Source organism: Candidatus Enterococcus avicola, from assembly GCF_047470845.1.
GTDB lineage: Bacteria > Bacillota > Bacilli > Lactobacillales > Enterococcaceae > Enterococcus_D > Enterococcus_D casseliflavus.
Window position 1 is genome coordinate 45,493 of record NZ_JBLGTY010000011.1, and the last position, 11,626, is coordinate 57,118.

General features: G+C 47.5%; 9 protein-coding genes and 1 riboswitch. Of the genes, 7 read left to right on the forward strand and 2 right to left on the reverse strand.

Going from position 1 to position 11,626, the window contains the following annotated elements; genetic code table 11:
• Positions 1 to 37 precede the first annotated feature (37 nt).
• Both ACI3E5_RS10505 and ACI3E5_RS10510 read right to left on the reverse strand, forming a co-directional pair.
• Positions 38 to 1,138, reverse strand: coding sequence for an iron-containing alcohol dehydrogenase family protein (locus tag ACI3E5_RS10505; protein ID WP_005230601.1), 1,101 nt, complete (start codon positions 1,136 to 1,138; stop codon positions 38 to 40).
• Complete coding sequence (locus ACI3E5_RS10510) at positions 1,074 to 2,075, reverse strand: bile acid:sodium symporter family protein (RefSeq protein ID WP_005230603.1); 1,002 nt, start codon at positions 2,073 to 2,075, stop codon at positions 1,074 to 1,076. Before ACI3E5_RS10510 ends, ACI3E5_RS10505 begins: the two co-directional genes overlap by 65 nt.
• 600 nt (positions 2,076 to 2,675) lie before the next feature.
• Here ACI3E5_RS10510 and ACI3E5_RS10515 point away from each other — a divergent pair.
• From ACI3E5_RS10515 to ACI3E5_RS10545, 7 genes are all read left to right on the forward strand, one after another.
• Entirely contained in the window at positions 2,676 to 3,311 is a 636-nt protein-coding gene (locus ACI3E5_RS10515; RefSeq protein ID WP_005230609.1) for an NAD(P)H-binding protein, read from the forward strand.
• Between the two features lie 341 nt (positions 3,312 to 3,652).
• A complete protein-coding gene (locus tag ACI3E5_RS10520; protein ID WP_005230611.1) occupies positions 3,653 to 6,301 on the forward strand; it encodes an HAD-IC family P-type ATPase in 2,649 nt (882 codons plus the stop codon).
• A 193-nt stretch (positions 6,302 to 6,494) separates the two neighbouring features.
• Positions 6,495 to 6,633, forward strand: a riboswitch (FMN riboswitch).
• Positions 6,634 to 6,745: 112 nt separating this feature from the next.
• Positions 6,746 to 7,822 (forward strand): bifunctional diaminohydroxyphosphoribosylaminopyrimidine deaminase/5-amino-6-(5-phosphoribosylamino)uracil reductase RibD, encoded by a 1,077-nt coding sequence (gene ribD, locus ACI3E5_RS10525; protein WP_005230615.1) that lies wholly within the window; start codon positions 6,746 to 6,748, stop codon positions 7,820 to 7,822.
• The gene (locus ACI3E5_RS10530) at positions 7,807 to 8,394 is read left to right on the forward strand and encodes a riboflavin synthase (protein WP_005230617.1); all 588 of its coding nucleotides are present in this window, start codon (positions 7,807 to 7,809) and stop codon (positions 8,392 to 8,394) included. The genes ribD and ACI3E5_RS10530 overlap by 16 nt, the downstream gene beginning before the upstream one ends.
• Positions 8,372 to 9,583 (forward strand): bifunctional 3,4-dihydroxy-2-butanone-4-phosphate synthase/GTP cyclohydrolase II, encoded by a 1,212-nt coding sequence (locus ACI3E5_RS10535; RefSeq protein WP_005230620.1) that lies wholly within the window; start codon positions 8,372 to 8,374, stop codon positions 9,581 to 9,583. Before ACI3E5_RS10530 ends, ACI3E5_RS10535 begins: the two co-directional genes overlap by 23 nt.
• Positions 9,584 to 9,604: 21 nt before the next feature.
• Complete coding sequence (gene ribH / locus ACI3E5_RS10540; protein WP_005230622.1) at positions 9,605 to 10,078, forward strand: 6,7-dimethyl-8-ribityllumazine synthase; 474 nt, start codon at positions 9,605 to 9,607, stop codon at positions 10,076 to 10,078.
• Positions 10,079 to 10,549: 471 nt separating this feature from the next.
• The gene (locus tag ACI3E5_RS10545) at positions 10,550 to 11,623 is read left to right on the forward strand and encodes a FecCD family ABC transporter permease (protein ID WP_005233272.1); all 1,074 of its coding nucleotides are present in this window, start codon (positions 10,550 to 10,552) and stop codon (positions 11,621 to 11,623) included.
• The last annotated feature ends 3 nt before the right edge of the window (positions 11,624 to 11,626 follow it).

Below are 11,626 nucleotides of genomic sequence, written 5' to 3' on the forward strand. Positions count from 1 at the left end.
AAAAACCCTCCAGCAACGAATTGCTGGAGGGTTTCATTTAATTGGCAGCTGCCAATGCTGCTTGGTTTTGTTTGGCATGATAGGCTTCCACGTCTAGGATTGCCTGTTTAAACATTTCTCGCGTGATCTCATAAGGCACGTGGACGATGTCATTGGTGGTCATTGCTTTGTCTAAGATTGCCTCAAGATCGCTGGTGTCGTTAAGGCCCATATCTGCTAGGCAAACCGGCAGTTTGTTTTCCTTCATAAAGGCGTAGATGCGCTGGAAGAGGGCATCTTGCTGATCGAGCTGCAACAAGGCCAAAACGCCGTAACTAACGGATGCGCCGTGTAAATAGTCTTCCATTTTTTCCAAAACGGTCGTTCCGTAGTAAAAGGAATGAGCAAGGGCGGAGTTGTAATCATTGACGACTAAGACGGAAACTAAGCCGGTGGTTACGATGATATCCAAGACGACTTGCTCAATGGCATAAGACGGCTGATTGGCGGCACTGTCTTTCAAGGCTTGTGTGCCGTATTGCAATAAGCGTTCCGTGCACATTTTGCCGATTTGGATGCCTAACCCATCGGTGTAATCTAACTGATCGCCCCGCGCTGAAAATGTCGATTCGATCTCTTTGGAGAGGGCATCGCCGATTCCTGCCCATAAGTACTTGTCGGGGGCTTGGGCGATGATCTCACTGTCGATAAAGGCATGGGTCGGCGGTTGCGAAGGGAAAAACAACCCTTGCATCTCGCCGTTTTCTTTATAGATGACACAAACCGCGGTGACTGGTGAGCAGTTGGAGCCAATCGTTGGGAAGGTGAAGACTGGTTTGCCAGCTTTTTCCCCAACCACTTTGACGGTATCGCAGACGCGGCCGCCACCAACGGCGAATAGAACATCGGCGGCTTGGACACTTGGAGTAGCGAACAGCTGATCGACGTTTTCATAGGTCGAGTTGCCGCCGTACCACAAGGTATCCGTCACTTGGACTGCTGACGTTAAAGCGGCTTTGATCTTGTCTTCAGCTTTTTCAAGGGCGGTTTTTCCGCCGATGATCACGGCATTGGTGCCGTATGGTTTTACGATGTCATTTACTTTTTCGTAGGCGTCCGCCCCGATTGTGTAGTTTGGCAAAAAGATACTTTGACTCATACTTTTCTCCTTCTTTCTTGGCCACGAGATTGGCTAAAATTGGTCCGGTAATTTGATGGATCACCATGCCGACTGCGGCAGGGGTAACGGCTGCAGCAATGGCGGCAAAGTGGGCATTGGCTAACGAGATCGCTAGGCCAGTATTTTTCATTCCTAATTGAAACATGATGGATTTGGCTTGGGTGGCACTGACGCCCATCACACGGCTCAGACCATAGCCTGCGCCGTAGCCGATCAAGTTATGGAGCAAGACTAAGAAAATCACGATCAAGCCAGATTGGACGATGACGGCGCCGTTGCGAGCGACAGTTCCTGCAACGATCAATAAGATACTGACGGAAGAAATCAACACAAATGATTGCAGAAATCGCTCGATGTGCTTGGCAATGAGTTTGTGGACGATCACCCCTAAAATGATTGGCAAAAGCACCATCTGCAAGACAGACAAGAGCATTTCCCAGAAGGAGATCTCGGTGTACTGACCAGCCAAGACATAAACCAAAAAGGGTGTAACGACGGTCGCTAACAAGGTCGATACCGTGGTCATGGAAACGGTGAGGGCGACATCGCCTTTGCCGATGAAGGTCATGACATTGCTGGCGGTTCCACCAGAAACGCAGCCTAGTAAGACAAAACCGATAATCAAACTGGAAGAAAGACCAAACAGCTGCGCTAAGCCGTAAGCCACCAAAGGGCTGATGGTGAACTGGAAAAGCACCCCTAAAATGAATGCTTTGGGCTGTAAGACGACCATTTTAAACGCAGCAACGTTTAGAGTCATCCCCATACAAAACATGATGATGCTCAAAAGAATCGTTGTACGAGGCGGAATCCATAAGAAGGGTTGCGGGAAAAAATAAGAGACGATCATCAATAAAATCATGATGTAGATCAAATACTTGTTTACAAAAGCAGCGATCGTGTTGACGGTTTTCATAATAAAAAATCATCCTTCCTTTTTTCTGCTTGACCAATCAAGTGTCCAAACAGAAGGGGTCTTTAGAATAAGTGCAGTGCATAACCGCGGGGAATCGGCAGCAGTTGGTCAACGAGCGTTTTGGATCTATCTGACATCAAGGTGTCAGCTTGCAAAAGGCCGCTTTCTTGAAAATGGGTATAAAAAAACACTCCATCTCAAGAAGCTGTTCTTCTTTTTGGATGCAATGTGAATAGGGACTCTTTGAATGTATAAAATCAAACAGTCCCGACTATAATAATAAAATAATTCGTTTGCTAACATTGGTGCGGGTCATATACGCCACCGTCCTTTTCTTTATTTGGAATTTTCTAAATATTTAAATTATTTCTACCTAGTCTACAAAAGAGTCAACGCTTTGTCAATTGTTTGAGAAAATTTTTTTCATTTTTTTGGGTGTTTTTTAAAAAACATGGGTTTCTATGGGGAAAAACAGCAAGAATTGGTTTGTGCTGTGCTTTTTTCCCCTTCGTTTAGAAACAGAATAGTTGTTGGATCTTGGTTTTTGTCCTACGATGATACTAGCAAGAGTTGGAAAAAGAAACGAGAGGAGCAAAGAAAATGAAAATTTTTGTCGTTGGTGCTACTGGACGAGTAGGCCAAAAATTGATCACCTTTCTAGAAAAACAAGGACACATCGTTTATGCTGGTGCGCGCAGCAGTGAGAAAATCACAGAAACGGAGACGATCAAGCCCGTGTTCTTTGATTTACACACAGAACCGGAAGAGATGGCGGCGAAATTCGCAGATGCGGAAGCGGTATACTTCGTGGCGGGTTCCCGAGGCAAAGACTTGCTGCAATCTGATCTGTATGGTGCGGTCAAAGTGATGCAAGCCGCTGAAGCAAAAGGAATTAAGCGCTACATCCACCTTAGCTCAGCCTATGCCTTAGAACCTGAACAGTGGCAAAGGGAAGGCATGGCGTCATTGATGGATTACACGATCGCCAAATTTTTCTCTGATCGCTGGCTGATCGACAACACCGCACTAGACTATACGATTTTGCAGCCGGGTGCGTTGAAAGAAACGCCAGGTTCTAGTTTGATCGAGATCAGTGAAACGACCTCTGGTGCGATCCCCATCGAGGATGTCGCCGTCTTGTTAGGTGAAATGCTGGAACGTCCAGCAACTTATCAAAAAGTCATCAAAGTCCAAGCTGGGGAAACCCCCATCAGCGAGGCACTGGATCAGCTTTAAGGCGAGCCTTTGGGCTTGAAGAGAATGTACTGAAGGAGCTGTACGGCAATGAATCGTTGGCGTGCGGCTTTTTTTTGTGAAGAAGCCAGCCACTTTTCATTTTTGAAAGCGGTGACTCTTGACTTTGGAAAAATAGTTTGTTACGCTTATTGCTAACTTTAGAGGGGGTGGTAAACGAATGTCAAGCGACTCGAGTGACGGTGAGCAGAAACACTATTTTGACTTGCCTTACTTTTTAATTGAATAGGAGACAAACAACAGCGCGTTATTTAGGAGCAGTTTCTAAATAAGGGGCTTATTTGTGTTATCCATCAATGAAAAAGAAAAGGAAGAAGAAAAAAATGAATAAAAAAGAGTTTCAGTTATCAGTGTCAGAAACAATCGAACAGTATCAGGTGCCGTCAATCGATCAAGGGTTGACTGAGGCGCAAGTAACCGAGCGGTTAGAAACCTACGGATTGAACCAATTAGCGGTCAAAAAAACCGCCAAGTGGCGTTTGCTGCTGCGACAATTCCATAACACGATCATCTACATTTTGATTTTCTCTGCCATCTTAACGCTGCTGATGGGGCATTTCTCTGATGCCGTGATCATTGGCATCGTCGTGCTGGTCAATGCGTTGATCGGTTATTACCAAGAAGCGAATGCTTCCGATGCGTTAGAACGGATCAAAGAGATGCTATCAGCAGAAGCCACGGTCTATCGGAATGGGATTCGTCAAGATATTCCAGCTGCCGAAGTCGTTCCAGGGGATGTCGTATTCCTAGAAGCTGGTGACAATGTGCCCGCAGATCTGCGAATCATCGAAGCCGACAACTTGCGTATCCAAGAATCCGCCTTGACTGGTGAAGCCGATTCGGTGGAAAAAATAACAGATGCCTCAATGGATGAAGCAACGCCATTAGCGGAACAACGGAATTTGGCGTTTGCTTCGACTTCCGTGACGTCAGGAAGCGGGAAAGGGATCGTGATCGCTACTGGCGTCACGACTGAAATCGGGAAAATCTCAGCTGAAGTCAATCAAACGGAAGAACGAAAAACGCCGTTGATGAAAGAGATTGATGGACTGGGGAAAGGCATCACCTATGTGATCATGGGCGTGGCGGTCTTGCTATTTGTCGTCAGCTTGTTCCAGCAGACCTATGCGATCTCTGTCTTATCCTTAGCCGTTGTCACCATGATCGTCGGCTCGATCCCAGAAGGATTGCCAGCAACGACCTCGGTGGTTTTGGCGATGGGTGTCAGCGACATGGCAAAAAACAAGCACACCATCATCAAAACGCTGCCAGCGGTTGAAACGCTAGGCTCAGTGGATGTGATCGCGACGGATAAAACAGGTACCCTGACCAAAAATGAAATGACGGTCAAAGACATCGTATTGGCTGAGCAGGAATATGAAGTGACGGGTGACGGCTATGCGCCGGTGGGAGAAATTCGTCCAAAGCAGGAGGACGTCCACGCGCAAGACACCTTGCAGTTGTTTTTGGAAGCTGGTTACGAAGCCAACGATACGGTATTAGTGCCAGAAGGAAATCACTGGACGATCAATGGGGAACCAACAGATGGCTCCTTCTTGACGCTGTATCATAAGCAATTTGCCTATCCGCAAGCACCTGCTTACCAAGAGCTGGATATGCTGCCCTTTGATTCGGACAACCGCTACATGGCGAAACTAGTGGCAAACCCTGCGGGGGAACGCTTGCTATTTGTTAAAGGCTCCCCAGATAAATTGTTTGAAATGGTGCAAAAACAAGCGGCGCCTTTTGATGAAGCCTATTGGACAGACCATGTCCGCCGCTTGTCGGCAGAAGGCAAACGAGTGGTAGCGGTGGGCTATCAGAAAGTTTCGATTGATCACATTGATGAAACGATTTTTGAGCAAGGGCTGCAATTACTAGGGATCGCTGGGATCATCGATCCGCCGCGAGAAGAAGTGATTGCCTCCCTGAAGGAAATGAACCAAGCCGGTGTTCAAGTGAAAATGATCACTGGCGATCACCCTCTGACCGCCAAAGCGATTGGGGAAAAGCTTGGCTTAGCGGATGAGATTCACGTCGTGACTGGTGCCGAGTTGGATCAGATGAGTGAAGCTGAATTTCAAGATGCTGCCTTGACGAATCAAGTCTTTGCACGAACCACGCCGAAAAATAAATTGGACATTATCAGAGCGCTACAAGCCAAAGGCAAAGTCACGGCGATGACAGGGGACGGAGTCAACGATGCCCCTGCGTTGAAGCGGGCGGATATCGGTGTAGCGATGGGGATCAGCGGCACGGATGTAGCCAAAGACTCTGCTGATATGATCTTGACCGATGACAATTTCGGTACCATGTCCTTAGCGATTCGCGAAGGACGCAGGATCTATGACAACATCAAAAAGAGCATTCTGTTTCTGTTGCCGACATCTTTTGCCGAAGGGCTGATCATTGCCTTTACGATCATGATGCAAAAAGAATTGCCGCTGCAGGCGACGCAACTGCTGTGGATCAACATGGTTTCTGCTATTACGATCCAGTTTGCGTTTATCTTTGAACCAGCAGAGTCTGGGATCATGAACCGCACACCGCGAAAGACAGGCAATAAATTGTTGAATCGCCACGATATTTGGCAGATGGCGTATGTATCGATCTTGATGGCAGTCATCAGTTTGATCGCTCATGACTGGCTCTTGCTGCAAGGCGTCAGCGAAGCCGTTGCCAGTACCATGATGGTCAATATCGTGGTCTTGAGTAAGATTTTCTATTTGTTCAACATCCGTACAAGTGCACCAGCGTTTTCTAAAGCTTCCTTCACCAATCCAAAAGCATTCGTGATCATTGGTGTGATGCTGGTTCTGCAACTGTTATTGACCTATGTTCCATTTATGCAAAGCGCCTTTCATACTGAGGACATGTCCTTGATCGGCTGGGTCATCTCAGCAGCTTCTGGGATGGTCGTCTTACTCGTGACGGAGTTTGATAAATGGCTTCGTTCGAGAAAAAATATTTAACCTAGGTTTTCTCGTGTTTTTCACAGGCAAAACCGCCTTGCTGCAGCTTAGGAAAATGGCGGAACGACAAGAGATTTCTGCTGTCGCTGCTTTGGGGTTGCCAAAAGAAAAAGCCAAGAGGAATTCCTATCGGCTTGTAATCAGGCCTATTGACAAACAAAAATGGTCGGGCTAAAATGCACATGAATTGAATAGTATTCTTCGGGGCAGGGTGTAATTCCCGACCGACGGTGACAAGCGCAATGCTTGAAGTCCGTGACCCGCATAGCTATGCGGTGGAGCCAGTGTGAATCTGGCACCGACAGTGAAAGTCTGGATGGGAGAAGAAAAACCACAAAATTTCAAGGGGCGCAGTGCGTCTAAAATTGATTTTTTGCCGGTCTTGTTTGTCTATGCCTCGTGAGATTCTCACGAGGCATTTTTTTATTGAAAGGAGGAAGGAAGATGCATAACGAATACATGCGTTTGGCGATCGCAGAAGCCAAAAAAGGGCGCTACCAAACCTTTACCAATCCGCTAGTGGGCGCTGTGATCGTCAAAGAGCAACGGGTCATTGCCAAAGGGGCTCACTTAGTCTATGGGCAGCCCCATGCGGAACGAAACGCCATCGAACAATGCCATTCCTCCGAAGACCTAATCAATTCGACTTTATACGTGACATTAGAACCTTGCAACCATCAAGGAAAACAGCCGCCTTGCACCCAGCTGATCATCGACAGTGGCATCAAAAAGGTAGTCGTCGGCCAGTTAGACCCTAACCCAATCGTGGCTGGACAAGGCAAGCGCTTTTTAGAAGAACAGGGCATCGACGTGTTGGTGGGCATCGAAGAAACAGCGGTGCGACGTTTGAATCCACACTATAATTTTTACCATCAGCATCAGCGACCTTACGTGGCGTTGAAGCAAGCGATCACTTTAGATGGCCGGATCGCTCATGATGCGTTGACCCGCAGTGCGATCACTGGTTCAGCGGTTTGGCAAAACGTCCATCAAGAACGTGGGGACTATCAAGGAATCTTAGTGGGCAGTCAGACGGTGTTGACGGATGATCCCACCTTATTGACCACGGTTGAAACCAGCTTTCCGCCGATTCGCATCGTGTTAGACCGTCGGGGGCGAACGCTGTCGCAACCCCATTTGGCACTGTTTGTCGATGATTCGGCACCTGTGTGGATTTTTACGCAGCAGACAACTGTCAGTGATTTGCCAGCTCATGTGTCAGTGATCCAGCTGGAAGAGTTGACAATTGTTTCATTGCTGAAGGAGCTTGCCGCACGACAGGTCCAATCGCTTTACGTAGAAGGAGGCGCTGCGATCCATGATGCCTTTTTAGCCAGCGGACTGTGGCAAGAAAGCATTACCTATGTGGCGCCAAAGTTTCTTGGGGGCAATAGTCTCGCAAGTTTTACCAGTGAGCGTACCCCGAAACAGCTGCAGCAGCTAACAGAGGTGACGGTGACTGCAGTTGGGGAAGATGTTTGCATCCGAGGAAGGAGACCAGAGGAATGTTCACAGGATTGATTCAGGAAAAAGGCCGCATCAAAGAGATCCGCAAGCAAAGCCGCACGATCCAGCTAACTTGCAGTGCGTCCGAAGGATTACTGGCGGATTACCAGATCGGAGACAGTATGGCGATCAACGGGACGTGTTTGACGGCGATCGCCAAACAAGCGACGACGTTTACGGTGGATATCATGCCAGAAACCTTTCAACGAACGACCTTTAAACAACTCTCGGTGGGTGCCGAAGTCAATTTGGAGCGAGCGATGGCAGCAACGCAGCGTTTTGAAGGCCACTTTGTCGCTGGCCACATTGATGTAACGACCCGTTTGATCCAGAAAAAGCAGTTGGAAAATGCCTTGATCTTGACGTTTGCTTATCCTGTCAGTGTGCAAGGGGAAATCATTCCGCAAGGGTCGATTGCGATCAATGGCGTCAGTTTGACGGTTACCCAGACGACGGCACAGGCATTTTCCGTTAGCTTGATTCCCCATTCCAAAGACCAGACGACGCTGGGGCAGTTGAAACAAGGGGAGTGGGTCAATATCGAGACGGATATGATCGGGAAATATGTCAAATACCAACGAAAATGAAAGAAGGCAGACGATGCATAAAGTAGAACAAGCAGTGGAATGGTTAAAAAAAGGCGGCTTAGTGATTGTCGCCGATGATGAAAATCGGGAATCAGAAGGAGATTTGATTGGGATCGCTGAATACGCAACGCCAGAAGCCGTCAATTTTATGGTGACTTATGGCCGCGGCTTGATCTGTGCACCCATCTCACAAGCGATCGCTGAAAAGCTGGCATTGCCTGAGATGACCGCCAATAATACGGATGCCTTTGGCACCGCGTTTACCATCAGTGTCGATCACGTGACGACGAGTACGGGAATTTCTGCGAAAGACCGGGCAGTGACGATTGAAAAGTTGGCTGATCCTGCGTCACAAGCTGCGGATTTTTATCGCCCTGGTCATATCTTCCCTTTGACCGCTCAACCTGGCGGCGTGTTGGAACGCAGAGGACATACAGAAGCGGCTGTGGATTTAGCAAAGCTTGCTGGCAGCGTGGAAGCAGCCTACATTTGTGAGATTTTAAATGAAGATGGCACGATGGCTCGGGTCCCAGAATTGAAAAAATTAGCAGAAAAATGGCAGCTGCCGTTTTTGACCATTGATGAGTTGGCGGAATATCTACGAGGAACCACGCCTATCACGGTGGATCTGCCAACGGCTTATGGGGCGTTCCAATTGACCTTATTTGAAGATGAGTTCGGCAATGAACACCTTTTACTAGCCAAAGGCGAGATTCAACATACTACCGAGCCGCTGTTACTACGGATCCATTCAGAGTGTTTAACAGGCGACGTCTTCGGCTCTCATCGCTGTGATTGCGGCGAACAGCTACAAGAAGCGATGCGGCAGATCGAAGCAAAAGGCCGCGGTGCGATTTTGTATCTACGCCAAGAAGGCCGCGGTATTGGCTTGCGGAACAAGCTCCGTGCCTATCAGCTGCAGGAACAAGGCATGGATACTTATGAAGCAAATATTGCATTGGGGTTTGCAGCAGATGCTCGTCATTACACGTTTGCCGCCGATGTTTTACGTTCCTTAGAAGTGCAGGAGATTCAACTGATGACCAACAACCCTGACAAGGTGAAGGAATTAGAAAGCTTAGGGATCAAGGTAGTAGCACGGGTACCGCTGGAGATGCCTGCGCATAAAGAAAACAGCAGCTATTTGAAAACGAAGAAAGAAAAGTTTCACCATTACCTATCTATTTAATCAACCAAAGGAGAATGAGCGATGACAGTATTTGAAGGAACGTTTCAGGGAGAGGCAGTCAAAGTAGGGATCGTGGTCTCACGATTCAACGAGTTTATCACTTCCAAGTTAGTGGAAGGCGCCAAAGACAATTTGCTGCGTCATGGAGTCAAAGCAGAAAACATCGATGTGTATTGGGTACCAGGGGCTTATGAGATTCCGTATATTACCAAAAAAATCGTTGACCACAAGCAATACGATGGGATCGTGACATTAGGTGCCTTGATTCGCGGAGCAACGACTCACTATGAATTGATCTCAAATGAAGTGGCGAAAGGCGTAGCCCAAATTGGTCTGAATGCCGACATTCCGATCATGTTTGGTGTGTTGACGACTGAAACAATCGAACAAGCCATTGAACGGGCGGGAACCAAAGCCGGCAACAAAGGCAGTGAAGCCGCTCAAGGTCTTTTGGAGATGATTTCGTTGAATCAGCAAATCCTTGGCAACGCATAGGTTTCACGTTCGAACAAAGGGAAGCTACAAGAACAAGCCTGCCTGAGCATAGGCATCAGACTGGAGACAGACTTCGTACAAAATGAAGTCTGTCTTTTTTTCATCATTTAAAAGCATGGGATTATTTTTGCCAAAGGATTCGCTTCTTCACGGGTACCGTATTTTCGATAGGTCAATGGAGAGGAAAACGCCCAATCAATCACGAACATTAGAATAACTCTTATTTAAGGAAATTTTCAGAAAATTATTTACATTTCACAAAAGGTTCCTTATAATGACTCTATTCATTGAGAGTGATTCTCATTTGCAAATAGATGTCAAAGCAGTACATGGCTTTGGCGCTTTTCATGAGAAGAACTGTTATAAGCGAAAAAACGCACAGATGCTTCTTTTATGATGGTGGCGAGGCAACAGTCAGGTTGTTTTTGCTGTGAAATCAGGAGAGGATCGTGCTGAATAAAGGAGAATCACATGTCGGTAGGGTTGATTAAATCAAATCGTTGGATGGTTTCGACAATCATTTGCTGTGTTTTAGTTGTCGCCATTCTCTTATCTGCAGGAGTTGCTTTGGCAAACGGACAAGCCAATATCACCCTTGGCGAAGTTTATCAAATTCTCTTCTATAAAATCAGCCATGGATTGGTTGGTGATCTTTCAGGCATTTCAGACGCAAACATCAATATCGTCTGGTTTGTTCGGGCACCGCGGGTCTTGCTGTCTATTTTTGTGGGCATGGGGTTAGCGATCAGCGGGGCAGTGATGCAGGCGGTGGTCCAAAATCCGCTGGCAGATCCCTATATCTTAGGGATCTCTTCAGGCGCATCCTTAGGGGCGACCTTCGCCATCTTAGTCGGTTTTGGCGGCTCGGCGCTAGTCTTGCAGCTGGGCTTATCGTTTGGTGCCTTTGCAGGAGCGGGGATTGCCACCATTTTGGTGCTGCTGCTTGCTAGTATCGGTGGGAAAATGACTTCCACAAAACTCGTGCTGTCGGGGACGATCGTCAGTGCCTTATGCAGCTCTGTTTCAAACTTGATCATCTATCTGGCTAGCAATGCAGAAGGGATGAAGACTGTGGCGTTTTGGTCGATGGGCAGCTTAGCCTCGGCTTCTTGGAACAAATTGGGCTTTATCGTGGTTCTGGTTTCTTTGATCACGCTGTTCTTCCTGACGCAATACCGTGTTTTGAATACGCTTTTGCTGGGAGATGAAGTTGCTTCCACCTTAGGGGTCAAGCTGACCTTCTATCGTCGTTTTTACATGCTGCTAGCAGCGCTATTAACCAGTATCATCGTTGCGAATTCTGGTATGATCGGCTTTGTCGGCTTGATCATTCCTCATATCGTACGTGGAGTCAGCGGGTCGGATCATCGCCTGTTGATGCCTTTGACCGCTTTGACAGGCGCGTTGTTTTTGATTTGGGCGGATGTGATCGCCCGCTCGACCCTGCAAGGAGTCGAACTGCCGATCGGGATCATTACAGCGCTGATTGGCGCACCGATCTTTATCTATATCATTGTCAAACGGCAATACAACTTTGGGGGGTGACGG

Bases quoted from the DNA above. Each gene is read 5' to 3' on its own strand.
- ACI3E5_RS10505 (WP_005230601.1), bottom strand. From the start codon at position 1,138: ATGAGTCAAAGTATCTTTTTGCCAAACTACACAATCGGGGCGGACGCC.
- ribH (WP_005230622.1), top strand. From the start codon at position 9,605: ATGACAGTATTTGAAGGAACGTTTCAGGGAGAGGCAGTCAAAGTAGGG.
- ACI3E5_RS10510 (WP_005230603.1), bottom strand. From the start codon at position 2,075: ATGAAAACCGTCAACACGATCGCTGCTTTTGTAAACAAGTATTTGATC.
- ACI3E5_RS10545 (WP_005233272.1), top strand. From the start codon at position 10,550: ATGTCGGTAGGGTTGATTAAATCAAATCGTTGGATGGTTTCGACAATC.
- ACI3E5_RS10515 (WP_005230609.1), top strand. From the start codon at position 2,676: ATGAAAATTTTTGTCGTTGGTGCTACTGGACGAGTAGGCCAAAAATTG.
- ribD (WP_005230615.1), top strand. From the start codon at position 6,746: ATGCATAACGAATACATGCGTTTGGCGATCGCAGAAGCCAAAAAAGGG.
- ACI3E5_RS10535 (WP_005230620.1), top strand. From the start codon at position 8,372: ATGTCAAATACCAACGAAAATGAAAGAAGGCAGACGATGCATAAAGTA.
- ACI3E5_RS10530 (WP_005230617.1), top strand. From the start codon at position 7,807: ATGTTCACAGGATTGATTCAGGAAAAAGGCCGCATCAAAGAGATCCGC.
- ACI3E5_RS10520 (WP_005230611.1), top strand. From the start codon at position 3,653: ATGAATAAAAAAGAGTTTCAGTTATCAGTGTCAGAAACAATCGAACAG.